Annotated in this window: 4 protein-coding genes and 2 CRISPR repeat arrays (1 of these 6 cut by a window edge); of the genes, 3 read left to right on the top strand and 1 reads right to left on the bottom strand. The window is 39.5% G+C overall.

What is annotated here, in order from left to right; genetic code table 11:
* Positions 1 to 12,678: a CRISPR direct-repeat array (repeat unit 30 nt; unit sequence GTTTTTAGCCTACCTATAAGGGATTGAAAC) (it extends 5,829 nt beyond the left edge of the window).
* Between the two features lie 104 nt (positions 12,679 to 12,782).
* Positions 12,783 to 14,145: direct repeats of the CRISPR family, unit length 30 nt; unit sequence GTTTTTAGCCTACCTATAAGGGATTGAAAC.
* Between the two features lie 83 nt (positions 14,146 to 14,228).
* Positions 14,229 to 15,344 carry an IS701 family transposase gene (locus KVG29_RS08590; RefSeq protein ID WP_338084637.1) on the bottom strand — a complete coding sequence of 372 codons (1,116 nt, stop codon included), beginning with the start codon at positions 15,342 to 15,344 and terminating at the stop codon, positions 14,229 to 14,231.
* A 154-nt stretch (positions 15,345 to 15,498) separates the two neighbouring features.
* Here KVG29_RS08590 and KVG29_RS08585 point away from each other — a divergent pair, with 154 nt between their 5' ends.
* From KVG29_RS08585 to csx20, 3 genes are all read left to right on the top strand, one after another.
* Positions 15,499 to 16,080 (top strand): hypothetical protein, encoded by a 582-nt coding sequence (locus KVG29_RS08585; RefSeq protein WP_252227866.1) that lies wholly within the window; start codon positions 15,499 to 15,501, stop codon positions 16,078 to 16,080.
* Positions 16,081 to 16,179: 99 nt separating this feature from the next.
* Positions 16,180 to 17,418 carry a TIGR02221 family CRISPR-associated protein gene (gene csx2, locus KVG29_RS08580; protein ID WP_252227865.1) on the top strand — a complete coding sequence of 413 codons (1,239 nt, stop codon included), beginning with the start codon at positions 16,180 to 16,182 and terminating at the stop codon, positions 17,416 to 17,418.
* A 56-nt stretch (positions 17,419 to 17,474) separates the two neighbouring features.
* On the top strand, positions 17,475 to 19,196 hold the full coding sequence (csx20, locus tag KVG29_RS08575) for a CRISPR-associated protein Csx20 (RefSeq protein WP_252227864.1): 1,722 nt from the start codon (positions 17,475 to 17,477) through the stop codon (positions 19,194 to 19,196).
* The last annotated feature ends 13 nt before the right edge of the window (positions 19,197 to 19,209 follow it).

The following is a 19,209-nucleotide window of genomic DNA, read 5'->3' as shown; positions in this document are numbered from 1 at the left end:
TTGCGTTTTTAGCCTACCTATAAGGGATTGAAACCCGCACTCGACGCAGTGGGCGTACGAGTCCGCATAGGTTTTTAGCCTACCTATAAGGGATTGAAACGTAACTCAAACTTTTGTCGTTCTACACGGCCGTCTTGTTTTTAGCCTACCTATAAGGGATTGAAACTACAGAGGACGGCCATGTCTTGTGCGAAGACTGCTATGTTTTTAGCCTACCTATAAGGGATTGAAACGAAGAAGGCGAAAACGCAACAGCTTGGAGTCCACATCGTTTTTAGCCTACCTATAAGGGATTGAAACATTTGATGGATTTATACAACAGCTTCATTTCAGGAGGTTTTTAGCCTACCTATAAGGGATTGAAACAATGGATTGGGGGATAACGCCAAATGGTTTATTACTTGTTTTTAGCCTACCTATAAGGGATTGAAACACGCATATGGGGTACATGGATGCCCTTTATGCGAGGGGTTTTTAGCCTACCTATAAGGGATTGAAACTCTAGTGTATTTATTTCTACAAACCAGCCAACTGCATGTTTTTAGCCTACCTATAAGGGATTGAAACCAGCAAAAACAAATTTAGCTAGTGCTAAATCGGCGTAGTTTTTAGCCTACCTATAAGGGATTGAAACTTTTCATCCTGCCTTGTGCAGGATTTTTTGTTGCCATTGTTTTTAGCCTACCTATAAGGGATTGAAACAGAGTCAGATAAATAAAGTAAAAAGAGAAGCAGCTAAAGTTTTTAGCCTACCTATAAGGGATTGAAACGAGTTGACCAGTTGTTGGATTGCTTGGTGCAGTACTGTTTTTAGCCTACCTATAAGGGATTGAAACTTTTTTATACCGTCCGCATACGTTTTGGCATTATTTTCGTTTTTAGCCTACCTATAAGGGATTGAAACATTTACCCGAGTTTAATGAGTTTATTCTTGAACAGCAGTTTTTAGCCTACCTATAAGGGATTGAAACTAAAATCGGTAGAAAAGGAATTTCGGGGTAATGAAAGTTTTTAGCCTACCTATAAGGGATTGAAACAAATTTTAGTCTACCTACAAGGGGAGGATAGCCCAGGTTTTTAGCCTACCTATAAGGGATTGAAACATAAACATTAAAAATATAAAAACGAGGTGACAACAGTTTTTAGCCTACCTATAAGGGATTGAAACTTTTTTGCATTGCAATAATCCCTGTATGCTAGATTAGTTTTTAGCCTACCTATAAGGGATTGAAACGCGGTATCCGCTTTGTCTTGTGCCCCCTCGGGAGTTTCCGTTTTTAGCCTACCTATAAGGGATTGAAACGCATTGCTGGGCGATTCCTCGTTTTTGGCGCCAAAAAGTTTTTAGCCTACCTATAAGGGATTGAAACAGGTAAGAATAGGGCCTGAAAAGTGGCTTAATGTAGGTTTTTAGCCTACCTATAAGGGATTGAAACCCGTCCGTCTATGACGAAATCGTGGCGCACAATATAGTTTTTAGCCTACCTATAAGGGATTGAAACAACATAGAAACAAAAGTGCAAAGAAAAGAGTACAAGTTTTTAGCCTACCTATAAGGGATTGAAACTACTCGTATCGGAAGAATATCGAAACAATCTCAAAAGTTTTTAGCCTACCTATAAGGGATTGAAACTGGTGTGGTGGCAGCTGATTACCGCTCAACTGCCGAGGTTTTTAGCCTACCTATAAGGGATTGAAACATGGGCGTATCGAGGTGCGTAGATGTAGTATAAGAGGTTTTTAGCCTACCTATAAGGGATTGAAACAATCCCAATACCCCTTCATGAACCGCAATATTGCTCCGTTTTTAGCCTACCTATAAGGGATTGAAACCTTTGTTTCTGTCCCTACCCATTCCAATTCGTGAGCCGTTTTTAGCCTACCTATAAGGGATTGAAACGTGCATACATATTTGCGGATTTCGTTTTTGAAGGTAAGTTTTTAGCCTACCTATAAGGGATTGAAACATACTCTTGCATTTGCGGCTTGTAATTCAGATTCGAGCGTTTTTAGCCTACCTATAAGGGATTGAAACGGTTCTCAAAAATACAACCATTCACTGTCAACCCGCCGTTTTTAGCCTACCTATAAGGGATTGAAACCATTATTCTTCATCACGCAGATGCCAGCGAAGCGTCGGGTTTTTAGCCTACCTATAAGGGATTGAAACTTCTTTCTATTTCTTCCTTACATTCCACTACTGGTATCGTTTTTAGCCTACCTATAAGGGATTGAAACTTAATAACATAATCATATTTAGGCATGTCTCTTACCCGTTTTTAGCCTACCTATAAGGGATTGAAACTGAATGAGCAGATATATAAACTTCTAGCAAGAATGGTGTTTTTAGCCTACCTATAAGGGATTGAAACCATCGATAACGAAAACGTGCTGGTATACACAATACAGGCGTTTTTAGCCTACCTATAAGGGATTGAAACACCGCACTTCTTACATGTTGCATTAGGCTTATCTACGTTTTTAGCCTACCTATAAGGGATTGAAACGTTTGTTGAATAATTCCGGATAATACATTTTCAGCCAGTTTTTAGCCTACCTATAAGGGATTGAAACCGGGAGGAAGTTTAGTCGGTGGAACCAGGTATGAAGAGTTTTTAGCCTACCTATAAGGGATTGAAACGCCGTTCTAACTTGTCCATCAGCCTTACAAGTATAACCGTTTTTAGCCTACCTATAAGGGATTGAAACTCGATATTGGGAAGGCGGTCAAGCAACTCTCTCAACAGGTTTTTAGCCTACCTATAAGGGATTGAAACTAAACAAATCTGTGAAGAACTAACCAAGACATATGAAGTTTTTAGCCTACCTATAAGGGATTGAAACTAGAAAGGGCATTATTAGCCAGCACAGTATTAGAAAAGTTTTTAGCCTACCTATAAGGGATTGAAACAAATAAATTGTAAAATCTATAATCCCCCTATTGACTTTGTTTTTAGCCTACCTATAAGGGATTGAAACTCGAATTGTAAACCTTGCTGGCAGGATGCTCTCTCAGTTTTTAGCCTACCTATAAGGGATTGAAACAGAAAATGAAAGAAGTACCATATATAGGCGGTAAATGTTTTTAGCCTACCTATAAGGGATTGAAACAGTTTCTGGCTCTAAGGCTCTAAATTGGTCCAAGCCAGTTTTTAGCCTACCTATAAGGGATTGAAACTATTATACACTCTTCACGGGAGGAAGTTTAGTCGGGTTTTTAGCCTACCTATAAGGGATTGAAACAAAACATGGAGGCATTACAGGTGCTGGAATAGCAATGTTTTTAGCCTACCTATAAGGGATTGAAACTTTCTTCACGAAGCAATTCTACGGCTTCAGGTGCAGCGTTTTTAGCCTACCTATAAGGGATTGAAACCTCACATATCTCTTCTTCACTCCAACCTTGCCTTGTGTTTTTAGCCTACCTATAAGGGATTGAAACCCGGCGCCTTTGCTTTTGCCTGCTTCAAAGCTATGCTGTTTTTAGCCTACCTATAAGGGATTGAAACTAACAGGGTATGTGCTCATCCGTAAGAACGAGACTACGTTTTTAGCCTACCTATAAGGGATTGAAACATCCATTGCCTCATTTCCTCTTTATTTTCTTCCAGGGTTTTTAGCCTACCTATAAGGGATTGAAACGGCTCTCTATAAAGGCTAATGCCTTCTCCTTAGTAGAGGTTTTTAGCCTACCTATAAGGGATTGAAACATTGTGGCACTGTAGACGGCATATTTGGGCCCAAGAGTTTTTAGCCTACCTATAAGGGATTGAAACTTAAACCTTTTTAAAAGCAACCCCAAAATAAAGCGGGTTTTTAGCCTACCTATAAGGGATTGAAACAGGATTTGGACAGATAAGGAAATGGGAATTTGCAGAAAGTTTTTAGCCTACCTATAAGGGATTGAAACGGAGAATTAAAGAGGGAAAAGAGAGAATTTACAATTACGTTTTTAGCCTACCTATAAGGGATTGAAACACGGTGTCCACCTTGGCGGAGAGAACACCGTTAGACGTTTTTAGCCTACCTATAAGGGATTGAAACAAAAGACCTGCCCGAACTGCGGCAAAACGTGGTACAGTTTTTAGCCTACCTATAAGGGATTGAAACATCAGCCATGAGTATATACCTTCTACCTTTTGCTCAAGTTTTTAGCCTACCTATAAGGGATTGAAACTCGACAACGTGGTCAACCCAAACAAGCCTTTCCAAAGTTTTTAGCCTACCTATAAGGGATTGAAACTCGGCGACCCAGTGTACAGCGAGGATGGGCGAACGATGTTTTTAGCCTACCTATAAGGGATTGAAACATTCTCTCTTGAATAACGGCATACTGCATAAAAACCGTTTTTAGCCTACCTATAAGGGATTGAAACATAACCGTACCATCCTTGAGCGTAATAGTGCCGACTAGTTTTTAGCCTACCTATAAGGGATTGAAACATACCGTTCCAAATACTCGAAATAGCCGTCCCAACAGTTTTTAGCCTACCTATAAGGGATTGAAACTATATACGAGTTGATGTACAAAAACGGAGTATCCATACGTTTTTAGCCTACCTATAAGGGATTGAAACTATGTTCTGGTTTTTCTGATTTTATATCGCCTAGCAAGTTTTTAGCCTACCTATAAGGGATTGAAACTTGTTGCTATGCTGGGCACATTCGGGGGCTTTATTAGTTTTTAGCCTACCTATAAGGGATTGAAACAAAGAGCGGAGGAGCAAGCCAATGCTCAAGTGCTTCAGGTTTTTAGCCTACCTATAAGGGATTGAAACAGCGTACTGCAGGTTGTACAAAGAAAAGTATCGATGGTTTTTAGCCTACCTATAAGGGATTGAAACTTGGATGAAAGAATGGGCAGCACAATAAGACACAACAGTTTTTAGCCTACCTATAAGGGATTGAAACTCGGCTCGTCAAACTCGGGGAACCGCCGACCATCGAGGTTTTTAGCCTACCTATAAGGGATTGAAACTCTTTCCTTTTTCTTTTCTGTTGCGATCTTGGTAATTGTTTTTAGCCTACCTATAAGGGATTGAAACAAATTTCTGGCAATGGTTTAGGCTGCTTATGAGGTTTAGTTTTTAGCCTACCTATAAGGGATTGAAACTTGCACCAGCTAGACATGCCTGAATGTCCTCTAATTTGTTTTTAGCCTACCTATAAGGGATTGAAACTATGATAAAAACGGCGTTGAACTAACTGAAGTGGCACAGTTTTTAGCCTACCTATAAGGGATTGAAACATGATATAGACGCATTAAACAAATGGCTGGATGAAGTTTTTAGCCTACCTATAAGGGATTGAAACCTTCGGTAGCTGAGCGATATCAGCTACCACCAAAACGTTTTTAGCCTACCTATAAGGGATTGAAACGCCTGTAGCGCAGGGTCACCAATAAAGTTCACATTACAGTTTTTAGCCTACCTATAAGGGATTGAAACTTGGAACTGGTGGGCCCAATCGCTTAGCAGGTATATTCTGTTTTTAGCCTACCTATAAGGGATTGAAACAAGTCTTGATAGTAACCGAAAGTATGAACATTCTCTGTTTTTAGCCTACCTATAAGGGATTGAAACATTTCTACCATTTTTAGAATTTTTGGCCAGATCCATGTTTTTAGCCTACCTATAAGGGATTGAAACTATAAATAAAAACAAAACGAAAATATCAAAACAATACGTTTTTAGCCTACCTATAAGGGATTGAAACTAAAATACTGAAAAATCCCTATAAACCTTTTTTGTAGTTTTTAGCCTACCTATAAGGGATTGAAACCGGAAGATTAGTGCTGTTCCTGATCGGTTTGTTGTTGCGTTTTTAGCCTACCTATAAGGGATTGAAACTACATTGGATAACCATCGACCTTGATCTTCCAATAAAGTTTTTAGCCTACCTATAAGGGATTGAAACCAATGGATACATCCGAAAGGATGTATCCTGCATACAGGTTTTTAGCCTACCTATAAGGGATTGAAACGCAATTAGGCTTGCATGAGTTTTATTGGAAGATCAAGGTTTTTAGCCTACCTATAAGGGATTGAAACATTTACCACCTCCGCTTTATTTTGGGGTTGCTTTTAAGTTTTTAGCCTACCTATAAGGGATTGAAACTATGGAGGGATTTAAAATGATGAAATCTCATGTTGATTGTTTTTAGCCTACCTATAAGGGATTGAAACCTTTATTTTCTTGTTCATATGTCCACTGATTTAATGTGTTTTTAGCCTACCTATAAGGGATTGAAACGGATGTGTTTTTGGCGCTTTTGCGAAAGCATGAAAAAGTTTTTAGCCTACCTATAAGGGATTGAAACTATTCTTTTTCTATTTTTGTAGCAAAGTTTTTAATTTGTTTTTAGCCTACCTATAAGGGATTGAAACCCATCTTGCGTATAAAATATCCCATTTTCATTAAATCGTTTTTAGCCTACCTATAAGGGATTGAAACCAATCTCTGATGCTTCGTCATCGCCTATTGCATTACAGTTTTTAGCCTACCTATAAGGGATTGAAACCATATAACTGCAACAGGGACAACACCAAGGCGTGGTGGTTTTTAGCCTACCTATAAGGGATTGAAACTTGCTGTTATACTAGATTTTTCTTGTTATTGCTTGAGTTTTTAGCCTACCTATAAGGGATTGAAACCGCTAATTACAGCCAGGCCAGGGCAAGGATACACCGCGTTTTTAGCCTACCTATAAGGGATTGAAACTGATTTTCTTCGGAAGGTTTGGTCGCTAAAGAGAAAGTTTTTAGCCTACCTATAAGGGATTGAAACGCGTTTGGCGTGCGTCGGGGCGGGGTACCCGGACCAGTTTTTAGCCTACCTATAAGGGATTGAAACGCATGTGTTTTTGGTGTTTTTGCGAAAGCATGAAAAAGTTTTTAGCCTACCTATAAGGGATTGAAACCCTGGTGCTTACAACAGCGCCGGATTCGTCTTTATATTCGGTTTTTAGCCTACCTATAAGGGATTGAAACATATCACACATACGGCCGAAACCCTCGGCCCAGTAAGTTTTTAGCCTACCTATAAGGGATTGAAACTATCAACACCAGATAAAAATCTATAATCTTGGCCTCAGTTTTTAGCCTACCTATAAGGGATTGAAACATACGGATGCAGGTATCCAGCAGCATGTCTCAAACGGTTTTTAGCCTACCTATAAGGGATTGAAACCATTTTGCGTGACGGATACACAATAAGCGCTTTTTGCGTTTTTAGCCTACCTATAAGGGATTGAAACGAAGAAGGCGAAAACGCAACAGCTTGGAGTCCACATCGTTTTTAGCCTACCTATAAGGGATTGAAACAAGCCCAAATATGCTCTACTTGACTAACAACGAAACGTTTTTAGCCTACCTATAAGGGATTGAAACATTGGTCCTTTCAGTAAAGCATCTAACAAGGCATTTTGTTTTTAGCCTACCTATAAGGGATTGAAACGTTGCACTGGCGAAGGATTTTTGACATAGCCTAAACGTTTTTAGCCTACCTATAAGGGATTGAAACTAAATAATTTCATAATCATAACCATCCGTATATACCGCGTTTTTAGCCTACCTATAAGGGATTGAAACACGGTATTGACCACCTCCTTTTTCTGCACTCTCCCAGGTTTTTAGCCTACCTATAAGGGATTGAAACCCCGGCCAGCGTTTGGCGTGCGCCTGGGCGGGGTACCGTTTTTAGCCTACCTATAAGGGATTGAAACGGCACTCGTTTGCTGTACTGCAGCTTGAGCATGGTACGTTTTTAGCCTACCTATAAGGGATTGAAACTTTATCTTCGCTCATGCTTCCACCTCCATCGGGTGGGGTTTTTAGCCTACCTATAAGGGATTGAAACTCCAAACCCCTCCTTTGGAGTGTTACGTCTATTTCAGTTTTTAGCCTACCTATAAGGGATTGAAACACAAATGAAAGAAGTAACATTACTCTTGGCGAACTGGTTTTTAGCCTACCTATAAGGGATTGAAACACAAAATTTAACGTAGGCATAGACAATATGATTATTGTTTTTAGCCTACCTATAAGGGATTGAAACGGCAGCTCAGATAATGGGGGTTACACCACAATTCTTAAGTTTTTAGCCTACCTATAAGGGATTGAAACCTTTCTCCTTCGACCAATACAATGTATCCCTGCTCCCGTTTTTAGCCTACCTATAAGGGATTGAAACTAGCGTTGGCGAGTGCTTATAACTGCGCCAGATTCATCTGTTTTTAGCCTACCTATAAGGGATTGAAACATCATCATCTGTGCCAGTTCTGCCTCTGTTGTTTCGAGCGTTTTTAGCCTACCTATAAGGGATTGAAACGAGATAAAAGAAAAGAAAAACAAATCACTCAAAAATCTGTTTTTAGCCTACCTATAAGGGATTGAAACTGGCCGCAGCGCAGGAGATAGACCCAAAGAAGATAGGTTTTTAGCCTACCTATAAGGGATTGAAACTAATCTTTTCCCTGCTTAACTGAGACTTGCTTTGATGTTTTTAGCCTACCTATAAGGGATTGAAACCACATGCAAGGCTTTGGGATTTTGCATTCTTCCTCGCAGTTTTTAGCCTACCTATAAGGGATTGAAACCGAATTGTGCCTCCTTGCAATACTAATGAATTTTGTGTGTTTTTAGCCTACCTATAAGGGATTGAAACTGAAAAGAATGGAGCGTGAGCAGAAATGAACATAATGTTTTTAGCCTACCTATAAGGGATTGAAACACTGTTTGAGCGTCTTTCTGCGTTCCTGCATTGAACCGTTTTTAGCCTACCTATAAGGGATTGAAACACTAGCCGCTTAATGAAGCGTGGGCCTGCATGGCCAGTTTTTAGCCTACCTATAAGGGATTGAAACTCGTTTTTCTTGCGATCCAGGGCCTTCGGCGGTTCCCCTTCGTTTTTAGCCTACCTATAAGGGATTGAAACATGTGTGGTTTTAGTGGCATAGGTTCAATCGGCTCAACGTTTTTAGCCTACCTATAAGGGATTGAAACTATGTGCCTGCCGTGTGGTAAGCATCAATCCATTTTCGGTTTTTAGCCTACCTATAAGGGATTGAAACCAGTAAATACAAAGCAATGCAATCGGAGGAGGCAGCAGTTTTTAGCCTACCTATAAGGGATTGAAACCTGCGAAGCGAAACGCTTACCGCTCGACTTTGTAACCGTTTTTAGCCTACCTATAAGGGATTGAAACAAATACTACGTTTGAGAGCATCAAAAATGTTACGTCGTTTTTAGCCTACCTATAAGGGATTGAAACCCCTCTGTTGCTGTAATATAGCCGTCTCTCGTCCAAGGTTTTTAGCCTACCTATAAGGGATTGAAACACGCCCCGCAGGCTTGCATCACAAAACCGGCAGAATAGTTTTTAGCCTACCTATAAGGGATTGAAACCAGCTGCAACATTCGCAGCTGTGGTCGTAGCAATAGGTTTTTAGCCTACCTATAAGGGATTGAAACTGTAGCTGCAAGCGATGAGGAAAAACACAAAATCAAGTTTTTAGCCTACCTATAAGGGATTGAAACCAAGATAGAGAAGCCGCCCCTCGGCAGCCTCCGAGAGTTTTTAGCCTACCTATAAGGGATTGAAACAGACGGTAAGGACATATTCCTTACCGTCTTTTAGTAAGTTTTTAGCCTACCTATAAGGGATTGAAACCTTCTTTATGGTTGTTAGGCCCTTCTTCCTGCGCTTGAGTTTTTAGCCTACCTATAAGGGATTGAAACCTTGGAACAATGCGATTGCCCTGGCGCAGTAGCAGAGGTTTTTAGCCTACCTATAAGGGATTGAAACACTGCTGCAAACGTATCTTCAATAGACAAGCCTGCCTTGTTTTTAGCCTACCTATAAGGGATTGAAACATTTCTTCCCTCCGGCTTCTTCAGTAAGGTAAAAATAGTTTTTAGCCTACCTATAAGGGATTGAAACTAAGGAGCCTCCAACGAAAAGTCCGTAAGATATGCTTTGTTTTTAGCCTACCTATAAGGGATTGAAACGAATATAACTTGCATTTTCTTAATAATCTCTTTATCAGGTTTTTAGCCTACCTATAAGGGATTGAAACTGCTATCTGGAACATTTTTTTAAGTCTTTTTACATTGTGTTTTTAGCCTACCTATAAGGGATTGAAACATTTTACTGCACTGTTTTCGGCAGGGACTTGTTCGCAGTTTTTAGCCTACCTATAAGGGATTGAAACACACTGTATACACAGCAAATAACACACTTTGTGCATATGCGTTTTTAGCCTACCTATAAGGGATTGAAACTAGTTTAAGTCCGTTTGATAGTGTTTTACTTCTTGGTGTTTTTAGCCTACCTATAAGGGATTGAAACCCATTTTCAATACGCTGCTTAATAATATGACGTTTGTTTTTAGCCTACCTATAAGGGATTGAAACCCCTCTTTAATATCGATATTTTTAACGGATATCTTCGTTTTTAGCCTACCTATAAGGGATTGAAACAGGTAGTAAAACACATAATAGTGATTGGCAATATCTAGTTTTTAGCCTACCTATAAGGGATTGAAACAAAGGGATAATAAGAACTGCTGATGTGGTTCATCATAGTTTTTAGCCTACCTATAAGGGATTGAAACTTGAAATGGAAAAACCCAAAGGAAACGAATTTATTAGTTTTTAGCCTACCTATAAGGGATTGAAACTCGGCTTTGCCTTTCGCCCCATCGCTAACACCTCTCGTTTTTAGCCTACCTATAAGGGATTGAAACATACTCATATCGCTTGTGATAAAGCGTTTTCTCGCCAGTTTTTAGCCTACCTATAAGGGATTGAAACTGGATCTGATGGGCTTATCCCCCACAGCCGACACGCTTGTTTTTAGCCTACCTATAAGGGATTGAAACTTTTCAATCAACCACTTAATTGTAGTATCCGAAAACGTTTTTAGCCTACCTATAAGGGATTGAAACAGTTGTGGTCATGGAAATGTTCAATGTAAAAGTTGAGTTTTTAGCCTACCTATAAGGGATTGAAACAAGTCTTTACTCTTTTTAGGTGTCTCCACGAAATCGCAGTTTTTAGCCTACCTATAAGGGATTGAAACATAGAACATTCGCCATGCGTTGGGTCGAACCAAGCGGTTTTTAGCCTACCTATAAGGGATTGAAACATAAGAAAGGAAACAGATAACTCTGAATTATCCCTAGTTTTTAGCCTACCTATAAGGGATTGAAACATCCTTCGCTAAACCGCCCCGCCCCGGGGCATAAACGTTTTTAGCCTACCTATAAGGGATTGAAACATCGATGACTTTATTGAAGATAAACGACCATACAAGTTTTTAGCCTACCTATAAGGGATTGAAACAAAAAGAGTGCTAGAGATAGCACTCTTAAAATTAAACGTTTTTAGCCTACCTATAAGGGATTGAAACTGCAGCAAACAATAGGTATAAGAAAAAATAATAATAAGTTTTTAGCCTACCTATAAGGGATTGAAACATGGGGAAATCGCACTGCAATGTGATATGAGAGACGGTTTTTAGCCTACCTATAAGGGATTGAAACACACCCCCGTCGTTGGTATGGTGAGGGTTTCGGCCGGTTTTTAGCCTACCTATAAGGGATTGAAACTTGCATCAGACAAAGGCACCGTTCTGGCTTCTCCCGAGTTTTTAGCCTACCTATAAGGGATTGAAACGACTCTTGCCTGTCCCCATTTCCATTAAGAATGCGAGTTTTTAGCCTACCTATAAGGGATTGAAACCCCCTTGCTGGCCCTCTTTTAGGTGTTAAGTTGACATAGTTTTTAGCCTACCTATAAGGGATTGAAACGTTCGTTTATAGTTCGATTGCGGCTTGCAATAATTTCGTTTTTAGCCTACCTATAAGGGATTGAAACTTTTATCGTAGAAGAGGCTTAAGAGGATTTGGTTTAGGTTTTTAGCCTACCTATAAGGGATTGAAACATATACTTCTTTGCTCCTGGTCTATATAAAGCGTTGGCGTTTTTAGCCTACCTATAAGGGATTGAAACCAGGATTTTACTAATGCTGGAAACTTACGATAAACTGTTTTTAGCCTACCTATAAGGGATTGAAACCATTTAGCGCTGACTGAGGCGCATAAACGAAATCGGTTTTTAGCCTACCTATAAGGGATTGAAACCCGTTATAACAAGTTCTCGCCTCATTCGGAAATAAGGTTTTTAGCCTACCTATAAGGGATTGAAACTACTCTTGAACGAGCAGGCGGTGTTGTAGTTTTCGAGTTTTTAGCCTACCTATAAGGGATTGAAACTTTGATATGGCAATAGCGGGGAAGGTGGGAGCTGTAGTTTTTAGCCTACCTATAAGGGATTGAAACTCCAAAAAATCCTCTGGCTTGGCCTGTTTTGGTTTCCGGTTTTTAGCCTACCTATAAGGGATTGAAACCAGCTGCGAATGTTGCAGCTGCGGCAGGACTGTGCTGGGTTTTTAGCCTACCTATAAGGGATTGAAACTCCTGACTGGCAATATCAGATGCTGCTCCGTTTCATCATGTTTTTAGCCTACCTATAAGGGATTGAAACGGTACACCAGCAACAAACTCTTCCCAAGTTAGCCTTGTTTTTAGCCTACCTATAAGGGATTGAAACCTTACTGCCCTCCATCGATTTGGGCTTTCCGTGGCCCGTTTTTAGCCTACCTATAAGGGATTGAAACTATGCTTCATCCCCGTTTTTTTGAGAAAATCATTAAAGTTTTTAGCCTACCTTATAAGGGATTGAAACATGGGTTTGTCATGCATTGTAGGTCTGGCTGGGATTAGTTTTTAGCCTACCTATAAGGGATTGAAACCTCTCAAGATCTGTTTCGTTTTTTCTTTCTGCATTAGTTTTTAGCCTACCTATAAGGGATTGAAACTACAGAAGATGCTATTGTTTTTATACCATTCCAGACAGTTTTTAGCCTACCTATAAGGGATTGAAACTCATCCTTCAAAGACCAATCAGGATTATTTTCCCAGTTTTTAGCCTACCTATAAGGGATTGAAACATATACCAGATGCTAATCCATTAGTGCTAAATGCGTGTTTTTAGCCTACCTATAAGGGATTGAAACTGGATTTTTACTGCGATTTTCTTTGGGTCTATTTCCTGTTTTTAGCCTACCTATAAGGGATTGAAACTGTCCTTCTTCTATCTGCTCGCCTTTACCTCGTCCATAGTTTTTAGCCTACCTATAAGGGATTGAAACAAAATGGTAATTTTGCAAATGGAACTGCGAATTGGAGTTTTTAGCCTACCTATAAGGGATTGAAACTAGAACAACCACAGGATTTCATGATATTGCTAGATTGTTTTTAGCCTACCTATAAGGGATTGAAACATGGGTGTTGTCGGTTGAGTCGAATTTTGTTTGGTATAGTTTTTAGCCTACCTATAAGGGATTGAAACTCTGCAACCGCTGTAGCATCATACTGAAATGCAAAGTTTTTAGCCTACCTATAAGGGATTGAAACGCAGATATAGGCGGGAAACTCACCGTAGGGTTAACCTGTTTTTAGCCTACCTATAAGGGATTGAAACTAGGATTCTCAAGATGCTAGCAGATGGTGAGTTTGAGGTTTTTAGCCTACCTATAAGGGATTGAAACTGAGAGTAGCCCTGAGGTAGTGCCGTCTGAACATCAGTTTTTAGCCTACCTATAAGGGATTGAAACTACGGGCAATCCATGGTTTCCTTCTTCTGCCGGGCAGTTTTTAGCCTACCTATAAGGGATTGAAACCTTTTATTCATACTACGATTAGGGAGGTGAAACACAGTTTTTAGCCTACCTATAAGGAATTGAAACTACTCCTCGGGGGAGAACGTCCCCTCGAGGATGATATGTTTTTAGCCTACCTGTAAGGGATTGAAACTAGCGTTCTTTTCTCGCCTCTTCCGCCATGGACTCTACGTTTTTAGCCTACCTATAAGGGATTGAAACGCCGTAACCGTGCCAAGGTTGGCGGATATGGCGGAGTTTTTAGCCTACCTATAAGGGATTGAAACCGGAATGGACATAACCGGTCGACAAAAGATAAAATTGCGTTTTTAGCCTACCTATAAGGGATTGAAACGCGCAAGTGAACATGGTTCTATAACGCTTTATTCGCAAGTTTTTAGCCTACCTATAAGGGATTGAAGCCAAAAATTGGAAACAAATAGGTAATACCTATAAATGAGCAAATTTGCTAGAAATATTTACCATTACAAGAAGCTAGTATACCCTTATGCAATCTTTAGTAATTGGAAAATCTGATCTAAGGGGGTTCCCGCCTGAGCTTGCTTATAAATCCAGGCTATTTGGTTTTGTTTAATCTCCTTGCGAGAGAGCTTAAGTCGCTTAGAAAAATTGAGTACATCACTGCTTACTTCAAGTTCACAATAAACATAGGTAAGCATGAGTAGTACAAAATATCTCCTTATGCTTCTCTCGCTTCTTACCTGGTAATCATCAAACCCCAGGTACCTCTTGCTTTCTCTAAAAAATGTCTCTATTGGCCACCTGTGAACGTAATGATTTAGCAAGCTTTGGGCATCTATATTAGGATCAAGACTTATAAATGCTTTCAATGCTTTCTCATTGAAAAGGGCATTCTTAGGCCAGCTGAGAACTATGGTTGCCATCTTAACATCATTGAGCTTGCCTTGGTATGTGTAAATATAATATTCATGACCACCAGCTTTGACTAGGCTGACATCTTTTGCTGTAAGTGTCTTAGCAAAAGCATGAACTTTAATTCCAAGGCTTCCATGACCTTTTGGATATATAACCCTATTAGTCCTTAAAGCTCCTATATAGGTATATCCTCGTTCCCTAGAGGCATCAAAAAGTTTTTTACAACTGTACCAGCTATCACACAGGACAAAGCCTTTAGAAACAGGGCGTGGTAAGGTATAAATAATTTCTTCGGCTATTTTGATTTTACTCATTCTAGCCTTATCATATATAACTATTGCATATGGTAAAACTACGGTGCCACACCTTAGCATTACCGTAACTAGCTGATGCCCGTAAACGGTCTTGTTTTCAAGGTGAGATTTATGAAACCCACACTTCTCTGTTGGTTGCTTTGCCTTTGACGAGGGCACAGTCTTTTCACAGATAGTGTCGTCAATAATTACATAAATCGGCTCACCTGTGGCTTCGGATAGTTTCCATATGCGATCGATAACATGTTCCTTTAGGGATTTTAAAACCAACTCCTCTTCCCACGGGCTATTGCTTAGGAATTTCCCTATGCAGGTCCGATGCCTGTGAAAAGCAAGCTCTGATACATCAGAAACCTTGCCATTATAGCCTTTTAGCATCATGGCACATATGAAAGCTATAACATGTTTAATCTGAGGAGTGGTAATTTATTCCTGTGATTTTGCTCATTCATAGTATTAAAAATTAAAATGAATATGTTGCCCAAAAGGAAAAACTCATACGACAAGTTGCGGACTTAAGTCTGCAAATTTTCATAGTACATTATGCCAAAAAGGGGAGAGGCTCGTGATGATACGGTTAAAAAGATTTTTCACAATCATGGTCTGTATTGTCATGCTGTCATTTTTAAGTAGTTGCTTTGGTGCGCCGTTGGTTGAAGAAAAGGGTGGAATAAAACCTCCTGAAGAAGAAAAGGTGGAAGAAGCTCAGAAAGAACTTAGCAATATCAATTTGCAAGAATTGTCTCCCATTAAAGAGGAAGTACACCAACTTCATCTTATAATGAATAACCTCACTGGTTGGGGACAGCTTGGAAAGTATAAAGATAAAAGCGGGTCAGGGTGGGAAACTGTCGCTTCTTATTTGGCAGGTGAAAATAGCATTGTTGATCGCGTTTATGATATTATAGCTAAAATTGATTCCGAGACTTTAAAACAAGACCTAGAAGCGTTTGCATTGGCTTTTGAAAAGGCATACGAGAAAAAGGACATTGACCTATTGCTGCTGGCACATCGTATTGTTCACGACCTTGATTATTGGGTTTTCAACTATAAAACAGTAAGCGGTGGTTCAAGGAATTACTGGGGGGTTACTGTCACCCTCGAAGGGGACAAGGCTTCTGCTAAAGAAGTTTTAAATTTAAAATAATTTTGGGCAAACGAGAAGGATTTTATCGTTTGATGTAGAAATATATTATCAAAAATGTAAAATATGGTATTTTGCATGTCTTAAGGTGGATGATGTTTTGTGAGCACACAAGAAAATGTTGTTTTAATTTCTTTAATCGGAAAGGGGAAAATTGAAGAGAACGGTTATAGGAAAGCGGGTTACTATTTTAAAGAAACCGATGAGGTTGTACATACATCTTTTTTTGGTGCAGCACTATATAAAGTATTAAAAAAGCTTGGTTATAAGATAAATCAATGGTTGATCTTTGGTACGAGACACTCTAACTGGTCTGAGCTTATAAGCGCTTTAGAAATGAATGGTGAAAATGCTGGAGAAGCAGATAGTTTAATTGAATGGTATTTAAAGGTGTACGAAGAAGAACAAAAAGGAATTTCAGATGATATTTTGTATAGATGGGAGGCCTTGCTTTCCAATAAAATTCCAGGGGTAAGGCTTTTAACGGTTGACCCTCTTGACTATGAGATATACATAAATACTTTATTAAAAGAATTTACAGATGAAAGATGCAGGGTCGTTCTTGATATTACCCATGCTTACAGGCATATGCCGGTCATAATAGCCTTTTCGATGATGGTGCTAAAGTATGTAAAAAACATTTCTGGTGTAACCGTATATTATGGAGCATTGGATATGGGAAAGTTTGTGGACGATATACCAGCTGATTCAGTGCCTGTGCTCAAAATCGATTTAATAGCAGAATTGGTTTCGATGGCAGAGAGTCTGGCCACTTTTAACAATTCAGGGTATTTTGTGGACCTGTTAAGCCTTTTAGGTATAGAAGGTACCGAAAGAACCTATTTCTGGCTTGAAATGAATAGGCAGCCGCGTAGCCAGCTTGTACAGATAACAAAGGAATTACAAAGCCTTTCTGGAGGAAATGACTATAAGGCCTCAATTGCGGGTTATTTAAATAAACAATTAAAGCCTTTGTTGAGTCCCACATTGGATGGAAGAATGGTGGAAAGAGCTAAACTCTTCTTCAGTAAAAAACAATATTTAAAGGCGATTATATTGCTATATGAAGGTATTATAATCGGTATAGGCAGAAAATACGGCTTTGGCGATTATTTACATTATGACGCGCGAGAGGGTATCAGAAAGTTTATTAAAGATAACGACTATTCTCTATTTACCGATACTCAAAAGGAAATTTATTACAAGCTGGAATACACTCGAAATGCTGCTGTACACGGTTCCCAGGCTAGAGGCACTCAAGACACCGTAGAACAACTTAATACTTTTGAGCAGCTCTTTAAAGAAGCACTTAAACTGTATGAAGACATAATCAGTGGATAAAAGAATAGTATAATCAACGACCAAAGCAATTCGATAATATAACGAGGGGGCAAGTTATGCTTAAGTTTGTTTCTCTTTTGGGTACAAACGCATATTGGCCCTGCAATTACGTATTGGACAATGAAAAAGTTGAGAATTGCTGTTATATTCAAGAAGCCCTTATTAGATTGTTGACCAATAAGGGATTGAGATTCGACTCGGTATTGATTTTTACAACCGAAGCAGCTTATAAAAAGAATTGGATCAATAATGAGTATAGCAGTAAAAATAACGAACAAAGGTCTGGCCTTGAAAAAGCGCTAAAAGAAATTTTCCAGCATGACCCACAGTGTGTTAAGAATATATTCATTCCTTGTGGCAATAGTGAAAAAGAATTGTGGCAACTGTTTGATATATTTATGGCCAACATTGAAGATGGGGATGAAATAGTACTAGACATTACCCATTCATTCCGCTTTTTGCCCATGTTAACCTTTATCGTTCTGTGTTTTGCCAGGATTATCAAAAAATGCGAAATAAAAGGCGTATACTACGGTGCATTTGATGTGCTGGGAGGATTAGAAAAAGTAAAAGATGTGCCCGTATCTGAACGCAATGCTCCCGTATTTGATCTAACCCCGTTTGTGGTTTTATTTGACTGGGTAATAGGCGTTGAACGCTATCTTAAGACGGGTGATGCATCAATCATCAATCAGTTAACCGGTGAAGAGAGCAGCAAGCTCTCAAAACGCATAAGGGAGGATATCTCACAAAGCGAATTGCCTGTGGATGCTGCTACTCTGTTTAGAGAACCTCGACTGTTGCGAAGATTGTCGGATGCAATGATGCAGTTTAGCAGTGCAGTTTTTGCTTGCAGGGGCCAGGATTTATCAATAAAAGCTTTGGAGCTAAAGAGAGCTATAAATGAGGTTGTGGAAACTAAAGCTTATGAGCATATAAAACCACTGGCACAAATAATGGACCTGCTCAAAAATCGTTTTGACAGATTCGGACAGGATGAGCATGTAAATATGCTAGAAGCTGTGAGATGGTGCCTTGAAAACAATATGTACCAGCAGGGGCTTACCATATTAGAAGAGGGGCTCATAAGCTTTGCTTGTGATACATACGGATTGGACAAAAAGGATAAGGAGATAAGGGAAGAGATAAATAGATATGCTCACAAAATACATAATAATACGGATGTCAATCTCGTTAAGAGTTTGTTTATTGAAAAGGATTTTAATGCTACCAAGGAGTTTTACGAACTGCTGTATGATGTGTGTTATATCCGCAACGATATAAACCATGCCGGTTGGACCAAGCATCCTGTTAAGTCTTCAACATTCAAAGAGAAGCTAGAAGAATTCTTAACGAAAGCCGAAAAACTCATATATTCCAGCGTGTCCGAAAAGCAAATGCTATTGGTATTCTCTCATGACCTAACGGAGTCTCAAAAGCTTCAGGCAAGAGAGAAATTGGGGATAACTCAATTCATTCCATTAAGTCCTGTACTCCTTGAGAAATGGAGCAATATTCCACCTGACCTTGATAAACTTGATGATTACTTAGCAGATATTCTGAATTGGATCGACGATAATGCCCGGGGAGGCGATTATGTCTTGGTTCAAGGTGATTATGGTGCTACCATGATGGTGGTATCACACTGCATAAAACGCAATTTAAAGCCGGTATATGCCACCACCCATAGGGTGGTGAAGGAGGAAAAACGGGGGGACAAGGTGGTGAGCCAAAGAGAATTTGAGCATGTAGATTTCAGGGAGTACAGGTTATTTTAATCAAAAAATCAAA

The organism is Caldicoprobacter algeriensis (assembly GCF_023838525.1).
GTDB lineage: Bacteria > Bacillota > Clostridia > Caldicoprobacterales > Caldicoprobacteraceae > Caldicoprobacter > Caldicoprobacter algeriensis.
This window is presented reverse-complemented; position numbering and strand designations above follow the sequence as displayed.

Bases quoted from the DNA above. Each gene is read 5' to 3' on its own strand.
- csx20 (WP_252227864.1), top strand. From the start codon at position 17,475: ATGCTTAAGTTTGTTTCTCTTTTGGGTACAAACGCATATTGGCCCTGC.